This is a genomic window from Serratia sp. 3ACOL1, assembly GCF_003668775.1.
Lineage (GTDB): Bacteria > Pseudomonadota > Gammaproteobacteria > Enterobacterales > Enterobacteriaceae > Chania > Chania fonticola.
Genome location: NZ_CP033055.1, coordinates 2,054,709 through 2,072,678, shown reverse-complemented (window position 1 = coordinate 2,072,678; position 17,970 = coordinate 2,054,709). Strand labels below are relative to the sequence as shown.

The following is a 17,970-nucleotide window of genomic DNA, read 5'->3' as shown; positions in this document are numbered from 1 at the left end:
CAATACCCTTTTACCGTTGATTCAATTATTGATTTTTCCCCTCACCCCAACCCTCTCCCCCGTACAGATCGGAGACATCATTAACCCTTTCAAAGGGAGAGGGAGCGGCTCCAGTGTTGTGGTTGGGCGCAGAAGTTAAACTGTGGCACGTTCGGTCCCCTAGCCCTGTGGGAGAGGGTTAGGGTGAGGGGCAACTTTGACCCGCCTTGTTTTCCCAGAGTAGGCCAAATAGCTTATTCTTATAGATCTCTTTTCGGCGTTGATCTAGGCTGTGCCATTAGGTTAACGGCATGGTTTACCAGGTTAGTTAAGCGAACGGAATCAATCAGTAAAATTTCCTGTTAGGATTTTCATTATGCTGATGTTAAATAAGGGCTAGATCAAAAGAGCGTAAATGGTTTGATTAATTACGCTGGATGCTAAGCCAAACGAGTTAGGGATAAGCAGACTGAACACCTATGACCATTGATAACCTGTCCCACCCCGTCCTGCCGCTGAAAATCATCGCGACCGGCGCGGCGTTGCCTCCTGGCTGCATCGAATCTTCGGCGTTGGATCGACAATTGAACAAACCCGTCGGCTATGTAGAAAAACGCTCGGGGATTATTCATCGCTTTCATGCCAGCAATCAGGCCAGCCAGGCCGAACTGGCCGTCGCCGCATTGGATGACGCGCTGGCTCGCCATGCTATCCCGCGTGATTCCATCGATCTGTTGATCTCGGCCTCGGCCATTGCCGTACAGGCATTGCCCTTTAGTGCCGCGCATATTCTTAAAATCGCTGGCTTACCCTCAGGTACCGCTGGTTTTGATATCAATACCAGCTGCGTCAGCTTTATTAGCGCATTGCAGGTGGCGGCTGGGCTACTCAACGCCGGCGTTTACCGGCGAATTGCCATCGTCTCTGCCGATATTGCCTCGCGCGGTATCGACTGGGAAGATGAAGAGTCCTCACTGATTTTTGGCGATGGTGCTGCCTGTGCCATTGTGGAACGCGGCGATGGGCGCAGTGGGATTTTGTCCTATCTGATGGAAACCTATCCGGAAGGCAGCGATCTGTGTGAAATCCGCGCCGGTGGCACACGCCGTAACCCGCGTGCCGGGATGAACGACAGCGATTTTCTGTTCCATATGAAGGGCAAGCAGTTGTTCCGCCAAGCCTCGGCGCTGATTGAAGGCTACCTTGAGCGCTTGCTGAGCGCCGCAGGGCTCACCTTGCCACAAATCGCCACCGTGGTGCCGCACCAGGCCAGCCATCTCTCGCTGGAACATATGCGCAAAAGGCTGCATGTAGCGCCAGAGGCGTTGGTGGATATCTATCGTTACCGGGGCAACCAGGTGGCGGCGTCAATTCCATCAGCTTTACATGAAGCGGCGATCAGCGACAGGCTGAATGCCAATCAGCCGGTAATGTTGATCGGTACCGCTGCTGGGCTGACCCTGGGCGGCATGGTTCTGCTGCCATGAAAGTCTTGGTAACCGGAGCGACCAGTGGGTTAGGGCGCAATGCGGCCGAGTGGCTGTTGGCTGCCGGGCATCAGGTGCATGCCACCGGGCGTGATGAGGCCGTTGGCCGTGAGTTGGTGGCACTGGGGGCAAAGTTTACCCCGTTGGATCTGACCCGTGCCGGGATGGAACAGTGCGAACAACTGATGAGGGGTTATGACATCGTCTGGCATTGTGCCGCCAAATCTTCCCCGTGGGGCGATCGCAAGGCGTTTTTCCAGGCCAACACCTACGTCACGGAAAAGCTCGCCAAAGCTGCCGGGCGCTGCGGGGTGAAACGCTTTATCCATATCTCGACGCCGGCGATCTATTTTGATTTCAAACATCATCACAACATCACCGAAGGTGAGCCTGCCCGCCGGTTTGCCAATCATTACGCTGCCAGCAAGTATGCTGCCGAACAGAGCATTAGCGCGCTGCTGCATCGCTATCCGCAAACCACCTACCTGATCCTGCGCCCGCGCGGCCTGTTTGGCCCGCATGACCGAGTGATCGTGCCCAGGATCCTGGCCCAGATGCAGCGTGATAAAGGTGCTCTGCGCCTGCCCGGCGGCGGTAAAGCCTATCTGGACCTGACCTTTGTGCTCAACGTAGTGCATGCGATGGATCTGGCCAGCAACCGGGCGAGTTTGCCTTCCGGCGGCATTTATAACATCACTAACCAACAGCCACAGCGGCTGGAGGATATGCTGCACCAACTGCTGGCCCAGCAGCTAGGCTGGCAATATAGGGTGCAGGCATTGCCTTACCGGCTGTTGTGGGCGGTGGCAGGGGGCATGGAATTGATAGCCCATTTCACCGGCAAAGAGCCGATGCTGACGCGCTACAGCGCGGCGGCCGCCTATTTTGATATGACGCTGGATAACGGCCGCGCGATTGAAGATCTGGGCTACCGGCCACGTTATAGCCTGGAGCAGGGGATTGAGCTGACCGGGCAATGGATGAAACAGCAGGGGATGGCGGCGCATGGCTAACATCACCACCTTCGAAATCGGCTATTGCACCCACCTTGGCTGCATGGCGCTGCGTGGCTCGCCGATGCGTAGCTGCAAATTCCCCTCCCGTGCCTACCTGTTGGAGGTGGGCGAACGTCGCTGGCTATGGGATACCGGCTATGCCAGCTATTTCCAACAGTACACCGCCAGCGGTATTTTCCGGTTGTATAGCCAGATTACCCCGGTCTATTTCAGCCCACAGCAGGCGCTGCTTGAGCAGTTGCGTAGCCGGGGGTAGGCGTGGGTGATATTGAGGCGGTGATTATTTCCCATTTTCATGCTGACCATATCGCTGGCCTGCGTGATTTCAGCAGCCTCAAGATGATTTGTTCCGGTGAGGGCTGGCAGCAAACTCGTGAGCTGCGTGGCTTTGCCGCCCTGAAGCGGGCTTTTATACCGGGGTTGATCCCCGAGGAGTTTGAATCCGCATTGCAGTTTGTGGAGTCATTCCCGCTACAGAATCTGCCAGCCGAACTGGCACCGTTCCAGCAGGGGTATGCATTACCAGGCAGCGAAGGGCAAATCCTCATTGTGCCTCTGCCAGGCCATGCGGCGGGCCATCTTGGTGCCTTTGTCCAAACCGACGCGGGCTGGACGCTGCTGGCAAGCGATGCCGCCTGGTCGCCGCTGAACTACCAGCAACTGCGTGGTCCTTCACGGCTGGCGAACCTGATCATGGATAATCCGCGTAGCTACTACCAAACCCTTGAAGCGCTCAACCAACTGCATCACGGCGGCGCGGCAGAGATCCTGTTGTGCCATGAGGGGGATTTATGATCCCGCTGATGACGCTGTGGCACTATCTGCGAGCACGCAGGCTGTATTTTACCGAACGGGCAGAACTGGAGGCTTATCAGGCGCGTCAGTTAAAACGCTTTGCCCGTCGGGTATTGGCGCATAGCCCCTATTTCCGGCCATACTGTCTGTTACCTGTGAGCGAATGGCCAGAAATGGACAAAGCGATCATGATGACGCATTTTGATCGGATGAATACCGCCGGGCTGCAACTTGAGGCGCTGTTGGCCTGTGCCCGTCGCAGCGAAACCGATCGCGACTTCACCCCAAAAGTGGGCAAATACAGCGTAGGTTTATCGACCGGCACCTCCGGGCGACGCGGCGTGTTTGTGGTCAGCCCGCAGGAACAGCAGATCTGGGCTGGCGGCATGCTGGCTAAAATGCTGCCGCAAGGGGTGTTTGCCGGTGAGCGGGTCGCGCTGTTTCTGCGTGCGGACAACAATCTGTACCACAGCGTCAACAACCGCTGGTTGAGCCTGACGTTTTACGATCTGTTTGCTCCCTTTGCCGAGCACTTACCGCAGATTGAACACGAGCAACCCACCATCGTGGTCGCACCTGCGCAGGTATTGTGCGCGTTGGCTAATGCGGTCGAGCGGGGCGAGTTACGGCTACAGGTGAAAAAGGTGATCTCGGTGGCCGAGGTGCTGGAGCCGCAGGATCGCCAACTGCTAAAGCGGGTATTTGCCGACGTGGGCGAAGTCTATCAAGCCACCGAAGGTTTTCTGGCTGCCACCTGTAGCCACGGCACCTTGCATCTGAACGAAGAGTTTATTCACGTGGAACCGCAGTGGATCGATGAGCAGCGCTTTACCCCGCTGATCACCGATTTTACCCGCTGTACGCAGCCGATCGTGCGTTATCGGCTGGATGATATTTTGGTGCGGCGTGCGGAGCCTTGCCCTTGCGGCCAGGCCAGCATGGCGTTGGAGCGGATTGAAGGGCGCTGTGACGATCAACTGTTGCTGCCAGGATTGCAGGGCACAGCGCAGCGAGTCTTTGCCGATCTATGCCGCCGTGTGATTGCCAACGCGTTACCCGCCGTAGCGGATTACCGCCTGACCCAGTTGTCTAGCCAGCGGCTGCACCTGATGGCCGACTGTAGCCCTGCCGAGCTGGAACATTGTCAGCAGCAGCTAATCGCGCTGTTTATCCAGCAAGGTATCGCGGTGCAGCAACTGGAGTGGCAACTGACCGCGCAAAGTATCATGCCGCAGTTCGATGCTAAACGCCGACGCATCGTGCGTTTGCCGGAGGCGCCATGAAAGAGGTGATCTATCGCCTATGGCAAATGCTGCTGGGCTGGGGCTTTGTTGGCCTGATTTATAACGCTACTGACCGATGGCAAGGCGCTGGTTATCAGCTGACGCCGAGTTGGCTGGATCGCGCTATCCCCTTCAGCCCGCATGCTATCTGGCTATACCTGTCTTTTTTCCTGATCGTTCCGCTGTGCTATCTGCTGTGCCCGCTGAGCCGGATCAAATGGCTTAGAAGCTCAATGCAGCTTGCCGCTATTGTTGCGGGGTCCATCTATCTGCTGTGGCCGACGACGATGGACTACCCGGTCGATCACGGCAGTTCACTCAGCTCCACCATGCTGGCGGCATTGATCGGGATTGATTCAAAACAAAACTGCTTACCCTCTTTGCATATAGCCTTGACGACCCTGGCCGTGTGGGCCGTGGCGGACAGCCGGAAAAAATGGCGCAGCGTACTGTTGTCAGTTTGGGGGTTGGCGATTGCCTTCTCAATCCTGCAACTGCGCCGTCACCTGCTGGTGGATTTGCTCAGTGGGGCGGTGCTGGCCATGGCCGTCGGCTATGCTTGCCAGCATGTTCGATGGATTGTCAGTGATTATCGTCAGGGAGAACGACCATGACCGATCTGGTAATACCGATAATATTTATGCTGTGCGTGGTGCTGGGCGAAGCCCTGTGGCTGCAAAAGCGCAACCGGGGCAGCGTTGATTGGCACGATGTGATCTTCAACCTCAACTCCGGGCATATCATGCTGTGGCTGTTCCGGGGGCTGGAGATCTTCTGCTATGGCTATGTGGCAAGCCATTACAGCCTGGGCTTGGTAGATAGCTGGCCGGTCGCGCTGGTGTGGTTGTTTGCCCTGCTGGCGTGGGACTTTGGTTTTTACTGGTTACACCGTCTGCATCACCGTTTCCGCCTGCTGTGGGCGGTGCATGTGGTGCATCACCAGGGCGAACACTTCAATCTGTCGTTGGGCGTACGTAACTCGTGGTATTCGTCATTAACGTCGATCCCGTTCTTTATGCTGCTGGCGCTGGCTGGTGTGCCGCTTTCGGTGTTTATCACCGTTTCGATCCTGCATTACGGCATTCAACTGTTTAACCATAATGCGCTGACCCCAAAGCTGGGCTTGCTGGAAAAAATCTTTGTTACCCCAGCGCATCATCGGGTACATCACGTCAACGATCTGGCCTATTCCAACCGTAACTTTGGCGGCAGCTTTATCTTCTGGGACAAGCTGTTTGGCACCTTTGGCCCATCGCTGCCAACCGAGCCTTTCGCCTATGGCGTACGCGGGGAGAAATCTTCGGCTAACCCGTTCTGGGCCAGTAATCAGCCGTTTTTGCGCTACTTCAAACTGCCTTTCAAACCCTCGGCCAATAGCGGCCGTTTCCGCAGTTCCGCCTGGTGCATGGTGAGTGGTGCGTTGCTGCTGTTCGCCCTGGTGCTGGGCTATGTTTATCGCTTCGGGTACGGCTACAACGGCCTGACTGGCGAGCAGGCGGCGCTGTTTATGCTGTTGGCGGTAGGCGCGGTGGCGCTGGGTGGGATTGCCGAAGGCCGTAGCTGGGGCGTAAAGACCTGGTTACTGGTGGCGTTGGCCGCTCCACTGCTGTTGTTGTTGGCGCTGGGGTGGCACCAACCTTACTGGTGGCTGATGACCTGCGGCATTGCCGTGCATGGCTGCGCCGTCGCCGCTGGTTGGGGACGCCAGAAGGAAGCTGCGCATGGCTGACTCGTTGCCGCCACTCTCTTTCCCTGCGGATGGGGAGCAGGCGTTTCATCGTGAATTGAAACGTCGAGCCCATGCTTATCTGAGTGGTCGCGACGATCACCGCTTTGCCGATGTAGCCCGCTGGGTCAAGGCTATCGTCCTGCTGTTGCTGTGCGTGGGGTTCTACCTGCTCAGCCTGGTGCAGCAGCAGGGGCTGGCGTTTATGCTGTGCTATTTCGCTTTTGTCATGATGGGCATGTTGCTGAACGTCAACGTCAATCATGACGCTTCGCATAATGCGTTCGCCCGGACTCCATGGGTGAATCGCCTGGCGGGGCGTTTGGTGACGATCCCATTGGGGGTCGATCCGGATTACTGGCGGACGCGGCACGTCAGCTATCACCATGTGTATGCCAACGTTGAACATTACGATCTGGATACCGAAGAGAACGGCTTTTTCCGCCAGACGCCGTTCCAACAATGGCGGGCGCACATGCGCTATCAGCATCTTTACTGGCCGCTGATTGCCGCCTTGTCGCTGCCCTATATTGCGCTGGTGTTTGATTGGTCGGACCGATTGGGCAAAACTCCGTTGGCCGCTGAGGGTGTGCTGGCTGGGCGCAAAGGCTGGGCAGTATTTATTGCTAGCAAACTGTGCCACATTTTGGTGGTGCTGGTGATCCCGTTGGTAGTTTGCCAGCAACACGGCATTGGCTGGCAGACGGTGCTGATCGCCTATCTGCTGAGCCAGATGCTGGCCTCGCTGCTGGTGGTGTTCTTACTGTTGGGGACTCACTGGGCGCAGGCTGAGTTTTACGAGGTGCCAGAAGGAAGCCAAATGCCGCAGGGCTGGTATCGGCACAACTTTGCCACCGCCTGTGACTGGGAAACCTCGCCGAAGTGGATGCATCATCTGACCGGCGGGCTGAATTATCATCTCACCCACCATCTGTTCCCCGGCTGGAATCACCGCCATTATCCGGCGCTGGCCGCCATACTGGCCGAACTTGCGCCACGCTATGGCATGGATTATCGCTGCATCGGCTATCGTGAGCTGTTGCAACAGCAGCAGCGCTTTCTGCGTGCGATGGGGCAACAACCGCTATGAAGATGCCTGATACCACGCCGCTGCGGCCCTTGATGTTCCAACGGGAGAACCGCGACATTCATCTGGCGCTGATGCGTGGCAGCCAGGCCTATCTGGCGGAGCGGGGCGACCACCGCTTTGCCGACCGTGGGATGTTCGCTAAGGTGTTGCTGCTGATCCTGGTGTGCGCGGGCTTTTATGCACTCAGTTTGCAGCAGCAAAACGCCTGGGCCTATTTCGGCTGCTACGTCGGCTTTATTTTCTCCGCCATGATGTTGACGGTGAACGTGGTGCACGACGCCTCACACAATGCCTTTTTCAAACAGGCACGGCTGAACCACTGGCTTAACTTTATTGTGAGCATCCCGTTGGGGTTGGATGCGGACTGTTGGCGGGTGCGCCACGTCATCTTCCACCATGCCTACAACAATATCGAAGGTTACGATCCGGATATTGAGCCGAACGGCGTGCTGCGGCAAACGCCGTTCCAGCAGCGCAAAACCTTTATGCGTTTGCAGCAATACTACTGGCCGATAGTGGCGGCACTGACTTTCCCGTATTACATCTGGCTTTTTGACTGGTTGGATCGGGCTGGCAAAACGCGCATGACGCCCAAGATGATGTTGCAGGGGAGCAAAGGCTGGGGCGTTTTCTTGCTGAGCAAGCTGGCGCACTTCACGTTGGCGTTGGCAATCCCGCTCTGGCTGATGCCACCTGAGATCAGCGCCACGGCGATATGGCTAACTTACCTGCTGAGCCAGATGCTGTCGTCGTTGGTGTTTGTGATGCTGATTGTCGGTACCCATTGGGCCAAAGCCAATTTTTATCAGGCTCCCGAGCAGGGCAAGATGGTGCATGGCTGGTATCAACATCTGTTTGCCACCACCTTCGACTGGCAGGCCAAGCCGCTCTGGGTTGGCTACTGGCTGGGCGGCGCCAACCTGCACCTGACCCATCATCTGTTCCCGCATTGGAGCCATCGGCATTACCCGGCTCTGGCGAAGATTATTGCCGAGGTTGCGGCTCAACACGGGCTGGATTATCAGTGCCTGGATCTGAAAACGCTGTTGCAGATGCAACAGCGTTTTTTGGGATCGATGGGGAAGCAGTAAAGTTATTCCGGCTTCATCCCGGCGGCGGTCATCAGCAGGCGGAATAGCGAAGCGACCAAAAACAACCCCAAGACGCTCGCACTCCAGATAACCACCAACCAGCCGACGCGTTTCCACCAGGGAATGGTGGCGCTCTTCTCATTCATCGTCTTGTTCATCATCAGTGATACCCATCCTCATGGCTCACCTTGCCGCGGAACACGTAGTAGCTCCAGAAGGTGTAGACCAAAATAATCGGAATAATAAACAGCGCGCCCACCAGCATAAAGCCCAGACTTTGTAGCGGCGCAGCGGCTTGCCACAGGGTGATGGTCGGTGGGATCAGCAGCGGCCAGATGCTGATACCCAGACCGCTTAGCCCCAGAAACACCAGCAACAGCGTCAACAGGAACGGCGAATAGTGGGCATCGTGGCGTACGCCGTGCCAGATACCCCAGGCGCTGAGCAGCACCAACAGCGGCACCGGTAGCAGCCAGAACAGGTTCGGCAGGCTGAACCAGCGGGTCGCAATTTCAGGGTGAGCGATTGGCGTCCACACGCTGACGGCCAGCAAGATTAGCAGCAGGCTAGCCAACAGCGGGGTGGTCAGACGATGCATCCGGGCCTGCAAGCTTCCGGCAGTCTTCATCACCAACCAGGTGCAGCCAAGTAACGCATAGGTCACTACCAAGCCCAAACCACAGAACAGGGCGAACGGTGTGAACCAGTCGAAGGGGCCGCCAACATAGGCACGGCCTTCCACCGGGAAGCCGTCGATAATCGCCCCGACCACCACGCCCTGGCAGAAGGTTGCCAGGATTGAACCGCCGATAAATGCCTTATCCCAGATATGGCGCTTTTCCGGTTTGGCCTTGAAGCGGAACTCAAAGGCAACGCCGCGGAAGATCAGGCCAAACAGCATCAGGGTGAGGGGAATGGACAACGCATCCAGGATCACCGCATACGCCAGGGGGAAAGCCCCAAACAGGGCGGCTCCGCCGAGCACCAGCCAGGTTTCGTTGCCGTCCCACACCGGTGCCACGGTATTCATCATCACATCGCGATCGTGGCTGTCTTTCACCCACGGGAACAGAATGCCAATACCCAGATCAAAGCCGTCCATGACCACGTACATCATGGTGCTGAACACGATGATCACAAACCAAATCAACGGAAGATCGATACCCATGTTCAGCTCCTGTCGTCCAAAGTTTCGTGTACCGCTGAGAGCGGGCGTGCCGGTGTGCCGTGGCCGCTTGGCTCGTCACCTTCATGGGCCTGCGGGCCTTTGCGGATCAGACGCATCATGTAGGAGTAACCGACGCCAAACACCGAGCAGTAGACGGCGATAAAGGCCAGCAGGCTCACGCTCATATGGATGTCGCCGTGGGCAGAGACGGCATCGGCGGTGCGCTGCAGCCCGTAGACAACCCATGGCTGGCGGCCAATCTCGGTGGTGAACCAGCCCGCCAGCAAGGCAATCAGCCCCGAAGGCCCCATCCACAGAATGAAGTACAGGAAGGGTTTGGACTGATACAATCCGCCGCGCCAGCGTAGCCACAGGCTCCACACGCCAGCCAGGATCATCAGCATGCCCAGCGCCACCATGATGCGGAACGACCAGAACACCACGGTGGAGTTAGGGCGATCTTCCGGTGCGAAGGATTTCAACGCCGGAACCTGCTCGGTGAGGCTGTGGGTGAGGATCAGGCTGCCCAGGTAAGGGATTTCCACCTTGAAGCGGGTTTCTTCACGTTCCATATCCGGCCAACCGAACAGGATCAGCGGCGTGGCCTCTCCCGGCGGGTTTTCCCAGTGGCCTTCGATGGCGGCGATTTTGGCCGGTTGATATTTCAGCGTATTGAGGCCGTGTGCGTCGCCGATCACCGCCTGAATAGGGGCGACGATCAGTGCCATCCACATGGCCATCGACAGCATTTTGCGCATGGCTGGCGTATCGCGGCCACGCAGCAGGTGCCACGCCGCCGAGGCGCCGATAAAGAAGGCTGACGACAGGAATGCCGCAGTGGTCATATGCAGCAGGCGGTAAGGGAAGGATGGGTTGAAGATCACTTTGAACCAGTCAACCGGCACGACGATGCCGTTGATGATCTCGTGCCCCTGCGGGGTCTGCATCCAGCTGTTGGAGGCCAGGATCCAGAAAGTGGAGATCAGCGTGCCAAGTGCTACCATACAGGTGGCAAAAAAGTGCAGGCCGGGGCCAACACGGTTCCAGCCAAACAGCATCACGCCCAGGAAACCGGCTTCGAGGAAGAAGGCAGTCAGCACTTCATAGGTCAGCAATGGGCCGGTGATACTGCCAGCAAACTCGGAGAAGAAGCTCCAGTTGGTGCCGAACTGATAGGCCATCACCAGGCCCGAGACTACGCCCATGCCGAAGTTGACGGCGAAGATTTTGGACCAAAAGTGGTACAGGTCCCGGTAAGCCTGGTTGCCGGTTTTCAGCCATAGGCCTTCGAGCACCGCCAGATAGCTGGCCATGCCGATGGTGATCGCCGGGAAGATAATATGGAAGGAAACGGTGAAGGCGAACTGGATCCGTGCCAGCTCCAATGCATCAAGTCCGAACATGGAGCCTCCTTGATTTGTTCATAATCGGCCTCTTAGGAAAGCGATAGCTTGCTTATTAAAACTTGCGCTAAGTAGAGCATGGAGTAGAGTAACGATAACAGTGACAGTTATTTCACTTTTTACTATAACAGTTGGAATTGTATGACCAGATATGAACAGCTTGCCCAGCAGATCCGCGAACAGATCCAGAGCCGGGTTTGGCGTGCTGGGGACAAACTGCCCTCGCTGCGGGAAAGTGGTAAACGTGCCGGGCTGAGCCTGATGACGGTGGTGCAGTCATACCAGCTGCTGGAAAGCCAGGGCTGGATCGTAGCGCGGCCGCAGTCTGGTTACTATGTGGCGGCGCGTTCACAGGCGTTACCACAGCCCATCCGGGGTGAAAAACTGCTGGTGAGCGAACAGGTAGATATCAACGCCTTTATCTTTGACGTGCTGCAAGCCTGTAAGGATCCAGAGATTGTGCCCTTTGGCTCGGCTTTCCCCGATGCCACCCTGTTTATGCAACCCAAGTTGGCCAGGGCGCTGAGCAGCGTGGCGCGGAAATTCACACCTCACAGCTCGCTTGCTAATTTGCCGCCCGGCAACGAGGCATTGCGTCGCCATATTGCCCAACGCTATGCGCTGAATGGGATGCAGGTCTCCCCTGATGAGATTGTGATCACCGCCGGGGCGATGGAGTCGTTAAGCCTCAGCCTGCAAGCGGTGACGCAGCCGGGAGATACGGTGGCAATTGAATCCCCGGCATTTTACGGTGCGTTGCAGGCGCTGGAACGCCTGAAGCTGAAAGTGGTGGCGATCGCTACCCATCCGCAGCATGGGATCGATCTGGATTCGTTGCAGCAGGCGATTGAGCAGTATCCGATCAAGGCCTGCTGGCTGATGACCCATTTCCAGAACCCGCAAGGGTCGAGCATGTCGGACGAGAATAAAAAACGGCTGGTGACGATGCTGCGCGAGCATCAGATCTCGTTGCTGGAAGACGATGTCTACGGCGAGCTTTATTTCAGCGCCGAGCGGCCCTTGCCTGCCAAGGCGTTGGATCAGGGCGGGCAGATTTTGCACTGCTCGTCGTTCTCAAAATGTCTGGCTCCAGGGGTCCGTGTGGGCTGGGTGGCGGCAGGGCGTTTTGCACCGCAGATCCAGCGCTTGCAACTGATGAGCACCGTTTCAACCAGCGTGCCGACCCAGATGGCGATCGCCGATTATCTGCTGCATGGCGGCTATGATACCCATCTGCGTCGCCTGCGGCGGTTATTGGCCCAGCGCCAAAGTGCCATGCATCAGGCGATCGCCCATCACTTCCCGCCGACGGTGAAGGTCAGCCAGCCGGACGGAGGCTATTTCCTGTGGCTGGAGCTGGAGGCGACACAGTCATCCATGGAGCTTTACCAGCGTGCGCTGGCAGAGGGCATCAGTATTGCGCCGGGGCGAATGTTTACCACCGGCGATCGTTTCAACCACTGTTTCCGCCTGAACGCCTCCTTCGAGTGGAGCGACAGGCTTGAAACCGCCATTAAGACCTTGGCCAGACTGATCCGTAACCTGGGCTAGGCCAGATAATGCTTCAATGCACGTCCGGCCTGATGAATAGCCGAATGCACCGCCGGAACCTGGGCGAGCGGGTTTAACAGGCCGTAATCGTGGATCAGCCCATTGTAGCGGGTGGCGGTCACCTCGACGCCAGCCGCGTTCAGCAAGCGGGCGTAGGCTTCCCCCTCATCCCGCAATACGTCCAGCTCGGCGGTCTGGATCAGCGCGGGTGGCAGCCCTCGCAGCTGCTCCAGGCTCGCATTGAGCGGTGAGGCGTAGATCTCCTTACGCTGGGCCTTGTCGGTGGTGTAGTTGTCCCAAAACCACCTCATCATATTGCGCGTCAGGAAATGGCCTTCGGCAAATTGATGATAGGAATCACGATCAAAACTGGCGTGGGTGACCGGCCATAGCAGGATTTGGCAGCGCAGTGCCGGTGTGCCTCGCTCTTTAGCCATCAGGCTGACCACCGTCGCCATATTACCGCCAACGCTATTACCCACTACCGCCAGCCGGGTTCCGTCGACGTTGATTTTTTCTCCGTATTCCGCCACCCATTCCGTGGCCGCGTAGGCTTGCTCGATGGCGGTAGGATACTGAGCCTCTGGCGACGGTGTGTAATTGACAAACACCGCGACCGCTCCGGAACTGTAAACCAGATCGCGCACCAATCGTTCGTGGGTCGGGAAGTCACCCAATACCCAGCCGCCGCCGTGGAAAAACATAAATACCGGCAATTTACCTTTCACTCGTGGCGGACGCACGATGTGCAGCAGGATGTCCTGACCGGCCACGTGAATGGTTTTCTCTTCGATCTCGACCTCACGCTGTACCACCTCCACGCTGCGTTGCGCGCCTTCCAATACCTTACGTGCCTCCTTCGGCTTCATCTGTTCCATCGGTTTGCCGCCGCTGGCATTCAACTCCGCCAGAAAGGCGGCTACGTCTTTAATCGCTGCGGGCTGGGTGGCATCAAAGGTTTTCTTGCTCATGTTGGGATCCTTAACGTTGAGGAGGAACATTGAGTACGGGGTAGCTTAACAGTGTAGTCAAAGACTGGGGGTTAACCCGTAATCTGCTGAGGGGTATTTTGCTGCGCTAAATGAGGGCGCATTGCACAATTTCGGTGCAAAAGGGCGCCGAACCCGCCCTCTAGCGCAATTATTTTTGCGAGCAGGATCAGAAAAGCGGAAGAATTTTGCGATTGAATAGGATTTCTCCGTCGCTGATGATTTTAGGCCCTATTTTTGCCATTAATCATTACAAATGCATAATTATTGAATATTTATGCAATATAACTCCTTGTTTTAACGAAAAAAATTAGTAAATCCATCAAAAAGCCCGTTCTGGCACGATAGCTGCTCTACACTATTTATCAAATGGGCTGTATTTTAACTACTCATTAACATTTATTCCCCGCTCCGGGGTGCTAAATGCGGCATTAATAGCGAATAACCGATTTTATGTAACAGGTTTGTATCTGAATAGGCGGCGGTGAGCAGCATTATCGTCGGCCAGAAAAGACACCGGATAATAGGGTTAATTTGCTTTTTCGCCGGCCTTGCGCCGCCAGAGCGGTCCTTACCGCCAAAATTCAGCCTTTGCTGACGTTATGAGGTCATTATGGAACAGCCAATCGCAGTTACCCGCCAGTCTTTCGACGACTGGATGATCCCGGTTTATGCCCCTGCGGATTTTATTTTGGTGCGGGGAGAAGGCTCACAGGTTTGGGATCAGCAGGGGAAATCCTATATTGATTTCGCCGGAGGCATTGCCGTCAATGCTCTGGGCCATGCCCATCCGCAGGTGTTAGCGGCGCTGGTCGAACAGGCAGGCAAGCTTTGGCATCTGGGCAACGGTTATACCAACGAGCCGGTGTTGCGCCTGGCCAAACAGCTGATTGATGCCACCTTTGCCGACAAAGTATTTTTCTGTAACTCCGGCGCCGAAGCCAACGAGGCCGCGCTAAAGCTGGCGCGAAAACATGCGCTGGATAGTGGCAACCGAGAAAAGAACCAGATCGTCGCGTTCAATAATGCGTTTCATGGCCGCACCCTGTTTACCGTGTCTGCCGGGGGCCAACCAAAATATTCACAGGATTTTGCGCCACTGCCTGGCGGCATTACCCATACGCCGTTTAACGACCTGGCGGCGGCTGAACAGGTGATTAACGACCATACCTGCGCGGTGATCGTTGAGCCGATTCAGGGCGAGGGCGGGGTGGTTCCGGCACAACCGCAGTTCCTGCAAGGGCTGCGTGAACTGTGCGACCGCCACGGCGCACTGCTGATCTTTGATGAGGTGCAAACCGGCGTGGGCCGCACGGGATCGCTGTATGCCTATATGAATTATGGGGTGGTGCCAGACGTGTTGACCACTGCCAAGGCATTGGGCGGCGGCTTCCCGATCGGCGCGATGATCACCACCGACAAGCTGGCGAAAACCCTGGGCGTTGGCACTCATGGCACCACCTACGGCGGCAACCCGCTGGCGGCGGCGGTAGCTGGGGTGGTGTTCTCGCTGATTAACACTCCGGAAGTCCTTGATGGGGTGAAGCAGCGTCTCGAATGGTTTATCGCCGGACTGACGGAAATCAACCTACAGTATCCGATCTTTAGCGAAATCCGCGGGGCGGGCCTGTTAATTGGCTGCGTGCTGAACCCGGAATATGCCGGTAGAGCCAAACAGCTCACCCAACTGGCTAACGAGGAGGGGGTGATAGCCCTGATCGCTGGCCCGGACGTGGTGCGCTTTACGCCTTCGCTGATCATCCCAGAACAGGATGTGAAAGAGGGGCTGGCGCGGTTCGCGCGTGCTGTGGCGCGGATTTGCAGCTAATCAAGGCGGCTGCGCCCGGTGCGCAGCCGATGACTTCCGAGGTTCGCATTATGATGATTATCCGCCCCATAGAGCGCCGTGACCTGGCTGACCTGCTGACGCTCGCCGGTAAATCCGGTATTGGCCTCACCTCTTTGCCGCAGAATGAAGAGACGCTGTCGGCACGTATTGAGCGGGCGTTAAAAACCTGGCAAGGCGAACTTCCCCAGAGCGATCGCTGCTATCTGTTTGTTATGGAGGATACCGAACGGCAACAGGTCGTTGGCGTCAGCGCGATCGAAGTCGCGGTTGGGCTGACCGAACCCTGGTATAGCTTCCGCGTGGGTACCCAGGTGCATGCCTCAAAGCAGCTTAATGTCTATAAATCGGTGCCAACGCTGTTTTTAAGCAACGACCATACCGGCCATTCGGAACTTTGTACGCTGTTCCTCGATCCGGACTACCGTCATGGCGAGAATGGCAAGCTGCTGTCAAAAGTGCGCTTCCTGTTTATGGCCGCATTCCGCAACCAATTCTCCCGCAAAGTGATCGCGGAGATGCGCGGTTATTCCGATGAAAATGGCCGTTCCCCCTTCTGGGAAAGCGTTGGCCGCCACTTCTTTTCTATCGAGTTCGCCAAGGCGGACTATCTCAGCGGCACCGGGCAAAAGGCGTTTATCGCCGAACTGATGCCGAAACACCCGCTGTACGTCGACTTTCTGGCCGAAGATGCGCAGAAGGTGATCGGCGAAGTTCACCCGCAAACCGCACCGGCGCGCAAGCTGCTGGAAGCCGAAGGGCTGCGCTACCAGGGCTACGTCGATATCTTTGACGGGGGCCCGACGCTGGAAGCCGAGATTGACGAGATCCGTGCGGTGAAGCGCAGCAAAATGGTGAAGGTGGTGCTGGATGATACGCAGGTATTCAGCGAGTCCCCGGCCTACCTGGTGGCCAACGACAACTATCAGAATTATCGCGCCCTGTTGGTGCATGCCCAACTGCATGATGACCGCTTGCGTATCAACGCCGAGACGGCTGCGGCGCTCGGTGTCGAACAGGGGAGCCCGGTACGGGTCATCAAGCTTATCGCTCAGGAGAAAATGTAATGTCACATCCTGCATTGTTAATTAATGGCGTCTGGCAGGCCGGCCGGGGCGCTGAGTTCAGCAAAACCGATCCGTTGGATAACCTGCCGCTGTGGCAAGCCAATGCGGCCAGTATTGACGACGTGGCTTCGGCCTGCGCAGCTGCACGTGAGGCTTTCCCTGCCTGGGCGCGCACGCCGTTTGCGCAGCGCGAACAGTTGGTAAAACGCTTCGCGGCGTTGCTGGAGGAGCATAAGCAACATCTGGCCGAGACTATCAGCCGTGAAACCAGTAAACCCCGCTGGGAAACCTTGACCGAAGTCCAGGCGATGATTGGCAAGGTCGGCATTTCATTGCAGGCCTATCAGGCGCGTACTGGGGTGACGGAAACTGCAATGGCCGACGGTGCTTCGGTGCTACGCCATCGGCCGCACGGCGTGTTGGCGGTGTTTGGCCCGTATAACTTCCCTGGTCATTTACCCAATGGGCATATCGTTCCGGCGCTGCTGGCGGGCAACTGCGTGGTGTTCAAACCCAGCGAATTGACGCCGTTGACGGCGGAGGTGACGTTACAGTTGTGGCTGCAGGCGGGTTTGCCGGATGGGGTGATCAATCTGGTGCAAGGTGGACGTGAAACCGGTGAGGCCTTGGCAAGCTGTGCCGATATTGATGGGCTGCTGTTTACCGGCAGTGCTGGCACCGGCTATCACCTGCACCGCCAATTGGCTGGTCAGCCAGAAAAGATCCTGGCGCTGGAGATGGGTGGCAACAATGCGCTGATCGTCGAACAGGTAGAAGATTGTGACGCGGCGGTGAATCTGGCCATTCAATCGGCGTTTATTTCTGCCGGGCAGCGCTGTACCTGTGCTCGCCGCATTTTGGTGAAAAACGGGCCACAGGGCGATGCCTTTATTACACGCCTGGTTCAGGTGGCATCTACGCTGCGCATTGGCCGTTGGGATGCTGAGCCTCAGCCGTTTATGGGCGGGGTGATCTCCTCCTCTGCGGCAGAAAACATGCTGGCAGCTCAGCATCACCTGTTGGCATTGGGCGGCAAAGCCTTGTTGACCATGAAATCGCTGGAGAGCGGCAGCGCGTTATTAAGCCCCGGCATTATCGATGTGACAGGCGTGGCGGACGTGCCAGACGAAGAATATTTTGGCCCGCTGACCACGATCATTCGTTACGACCATTTCGATCAGGCGTTGCGCATGGCTAATAACACGCGCTATGGCCTGTCCGTTGGGCTGATGTCCCCGCAGCGGGAGCAGTTTGAACGGCTGCTGCTGGAGGCGCGAGCCGGTATTGTCAACTGGAACAAGCCGCTGACCGGCGCTTCTAGCGCGGCACCTTTCGGTGGTGTGGGAGCTTCTGGCAACCATCGGCCAAGTGCGTTCTATGCGGCAGATTACTGCGCATGGCCGATGGCTTCGCTGGAAAGTGCCAGCCTGACGCTGCCAACCAGCCTGTCACCGGGCCTGATATTTAACTGATCGTTCG

Annotated in this window: 15 protein-coding genes and 1 pseudogene; 12 read left to right on the top strand and 4 right to left on the bottom strand. The window is 57.0% G+C overall.

The genetic code is table 11. The annotated features are described in order from the left end of the window. Nucleotides 1–458 precede the first annotated feature (458 nt). The 8 genes and pseudogenes from D9980_RS09570 to D9980_RS09535 all read left to right on the top strand — a co-directional run bounded on the left by D9980_RS09570 (nt 459) and on the right by D9980_RS09535 (nt 8,467). Entirely contained in the window at nt 459–1,466 is a 1,008-nt protein-coding gene (locus tag D9980_RS09570) for a 3-oxoacyl-[acyl-carrier-protein] synthase III C-terminal domain-containing protein (protein ID WP_121607139.1), read from the top strand. Continuing rightward, nucleotides 1,463–2,479: an NAD(P)-dependent oxidoreductase gene (locus tag D9980_RS09565; protein ID WP_121607138.1), complete on the top strand. Its 1,017-nt coding sequence runs from the start codon at nt 1,463–1,465 to the stop codon at nt 2,477–2,479. The genes D9980_RS09570 and D9980_RS09565 overlap by 4 nt, the downstream gene beginning before the upstream one ends. Beyond that, a pseudogene (locus D9980_RS09560) lies at nt 2,472–3,277 on the top strand (MBL fold metallo-hydrolase). The gene D9980_RS09565 and the pseudogene D9980_RS09560 overlap by 8 nt, the downstream one beginning before the upstream one ends. Next, nucleotides 3,274–4,560: a F390 synthetase-related protein gene (locus tag D9980_RS09555; protein WP_121607137.1), complete on the top strand. Its 1,287-nt coding sequence runs from the start codon at nt 3,274–3,276 to the stop codon at nt 4,558–4,560. Before D9980_RS09560 ends, D9980_RS09555 begins: the two are co-directional and overlap by 4 nt. Next, on the top strand, nt 4,557–5,174 hold the full coding sequence (locus D9980_RS09550) for a phosphatase PAP2 family protein (RefSeq protein ID WP_121607136.1): 618 nt from the start codon (nt 4,557–4,559) through the stop codon (nt 5,172–5,174). The genes D9980_RS09555 and D9980_RS09550 overlap by 4 nt, the downstream gene beginning before the upstream one ends. Continuing rightward, nucleotides 5,171–6,289: a sterol desaturase family protein gene (locus D9980_RS09545; protein WP_024485421.1), complete on the top strand. Its 1,119-nt coding sequence runs from the start codon at nt 5,171–5,173 to the stop codon at nt 6,287–6,289. The genes D9980_RS09550 and D9980_RS09545 overlap by 4 nt, the downstream gene beginning before the upstream one ends. Further along, on the top strand, nt 6,282–7,376 hold the full coding sequence (locus D9980_RS09540) for an acyl-CoA desaturase (RefSeq protein ID WP_024485422.1): 1,095 nt from the start codon (nt 6,282–6,284) through the stop codon (nt 7,374–7,376). Before D9980_RS09545 ends, D9980_RS09540 begins: the two co-directional genes overlap by 8 nt. Nucleotides 7,377–7,378: 2 nt before the next feature. Beyond that, a complete protein-coding gene (locus tag D9980_RS09535) occupies nt 7,379–8,467 on the top strand; it encodes an acyl-CoA desaturase (RefSeq protein ID WP_121608991.1) in 1,089 nt (362 codons plus the stop codon). A 2-nt stretch (nt 8,468–8,469) separates the two neighbouring features. On the opposite strand, the gene D9980_RS09530 is transcribed toward D9980_RS09535, so the two are convergent. The 3 genes from D9980_RS09530 to D9980_RS09520 are packed head-to-tail and all read right to left on the bottom strand — an operon-like array spanning nt 8,470 to nt 11,038. Beyond that, nucleotides 8,470–8,613, bottom strand: a complete 144-nt coding sequence (locus D9980_RS09530) for a DUF2474 domain-containing protein (protein WP_370454334.1) — start codon at nt 8,611–8,613, stop codon at nt 8,470–8,472. A gap of 14 nt (nt 8,614–8,627) precedes the next feature. Then, nucleotides 8,628–9,635: a cytochrome d ubiquinol oxidase subunit II gene (gene cydB, locus D9980_RS09525; protein WP_121607135.1), complete on the bottom strand. Its 1,008-nt coding sequence runs from the start codon at nt 9,633–9,635 to the stop codon at nt 8,628–8,630. A 2-nt stretch (nt 9,636–9,637) separates the two neighbouring features. Then, on the bottom strand, nt 9,638–11,038 hold the full coding sequence (locus tag D9980_RS09520) for a cytochrome ubiquinol oxidase subunit I (protein WP_121607134.1): 1,401 nt from the start codon (nt 11,036–11,038) through the stop codon (nt 9,638–9,640). Nucleotides 11,039–11,179: 141 nt separating this feature from the next. Between D9980_RS09520 and D9980_RS09515 the strand changes: the two genes are divergently transcribed. Beyond that, nucleotides 11,180–12,589 carry a PLP-dependent aminotransferase family protein gene (locus tag D9980_RS09515; protein WP_121607133.1) on the top strand — a complete coding sequence of 470 codons (1,410 nt, stop codon included), beginning with the start codon at nt 11,180–11,182 and terminating at the stop codon, nt 12,587–12,589. Here the strand turns inward: D9980_RS09515 and D9980_RS09510 are convergent. Continuing rightward, entirely contained in the window at nt 12,586–13,560 is a 975-nt protein-coding gene (locus D9980_RS09510) for an alpha/beta hydrolase (protein ID WP_121607132.1), read from the bottom strand. The two genes, D9980_RS09515 and D9980_RS09510, sit on opposite strands and share 4 nt — an antisense overlap. A gap of 631 nt (nt 13,561–14,191) precedes the next feature. Between D9980_RS09510 and D9980_RS09505 the strand changes: the two genes are divergently transcribed. Genes D9980_RS09505 through astD form a run of 3 tightly spaced genes read left to right on the top strand, consistent with a single transcriptional unit; the run spans nt 14,192 to nt 17,963 of the window. After that, nucleotides 14,192–15,406, top strand: a complete 1,215-nt coding sequence (locus D9980_RS09505; RefSeq protein WP_121607131.1) for an aspartate aminotransferase family protein — start codon at nt 14,192–14,194, stop codon at nt 15,404–15,406. Nucleotides 15,407–15,456: 50 nt separating this feature from the next. Next, nucleotides 15,457–16,491: an arginine N-succinyltransferase gene (gene astA / locus D9980_RS09500; protein WP_024486977.1), complete on the top strand. Its 1,035-nt coding sequence runs from the start codon at nt 15,457–15,459 to the stop codon at nt 16,489–16,491. Beyond that, entirely contained in the window at nt 16,491–17,963 is a 1,473-nt protein-coding gene (gene astD, locus D9980_RS09495) for a succinylglutamate-semialdehyde dehydrogenase (RefSeq protein WP_121607130.1), read from the top strand. Before astA ends, astD begins: the two co-directional genes overlap by 1 nt. The last annotated feature ends 7 nt before the right edge of the window (nt 17,964–17,970 follow it).

Bases quoted from the DNA above. Each gene is read 5' to 3' on its own strand.
- D9980_RS09570 (WP_121607139.1), top strand. From the start codon at position 459: ATGACCATTGATAACCTGTCCCACCCCGTCCTGCCGCTGAAAATCATC.
- D9980_RS09565 (WP_121607138.1), top strand. From the start codon at position 1,463: ATGAAAGTCTTGGTAACCGGAGCGACCAGTGGGTTAGGGCGCAATGCG.
- D9980_RS09555 (WP_121607137.1), top strand. From the start codon at position 3,274: ATGATCCCGCTGATGACGCTGTGGCACTATCTGCGAGCACGCAGGCTG.
- D9980_RS09550 (WP_121607136.1), top strand. From the start codon at position 4,557: ATGAAAGAGGTGATCTATCGCCTATGGCAAATGCTGCTGGGCTGGGGC.
- D9980_RS09545 (WP_024485421.1), top strand. From the start codon at position 5,171: ATGACCGATCTGGTAATACCGATAATATTTATGCTGTGCGTGGTGCTG.
- D9980_RS09540 (WP_024485422.1), top strand. From the start codon at position 6,282: ATGGCTGACTCGTTGCCGCCACTCTCTTTCCCTGCGGATGGGGAGCAG.
- D9980_RS09535 (WP_121608991.1), top strand. From the start codon at position 7,379: ATGCCTGATACCACGCCGCTGCGGCCCTTGATGTTCCAACGGGAGAAC.
- D9980_RS09530 (WP_370454334.1), bottom strand. From the start codon at position 8,613: ATGAATGAGAAGAGCGCCACCATTCCCTGGTGGAAACGCGTCGGCTGG.
- cydB (WP_121607135.1), bottom strand. From the start codon at position 9,635: ATGGGTATCGATCTTCCGTTGATTTGGTTTGTGATCATCGTGTTCAGC.
- D9980_RS09520 (WP_121607134.1), bottom strand. From the start codon at position 11,038: ATGTTCGGACTTGATGCATTGGAGCTGGCACGGATCCAGTTCGCCTTC.
- D9980_RS09515 (WP_121607133.1), top strand. From the start codon at position 11,180: ATGACCAGATATGAACAGCTTGCCCAGCAGATCCGCGAACAGATCCAG.
- D9980_RS09510 (WP_121607132.1), bottom strand. From the start codon at position 13,560: ATGAGCAAGAAAACCTTTGATGCCACCCAGCCCGCAGCGATTAAAGAC.
- D9980_RS09505 (WP_121607131.1), top strand. From the start codon at position 14,192: ATGGAACAGCCAATCGCAGTTACCCGCCAGTCTTTCGACGACTGGATG.
- astA (WP_024486977.1), top strand. From the start codon at position 15,457: ATGATGATTATCCGCCCCATAGAGCGCCGTGACCTGGCTGACCTGCTG.
- astD (WP_121607130.1), top strand. From the start codon at position 16,491: ATGTCACATCCTGCATTGTTAATTAATGGCGTCTGGCAGGCCGGCCGG.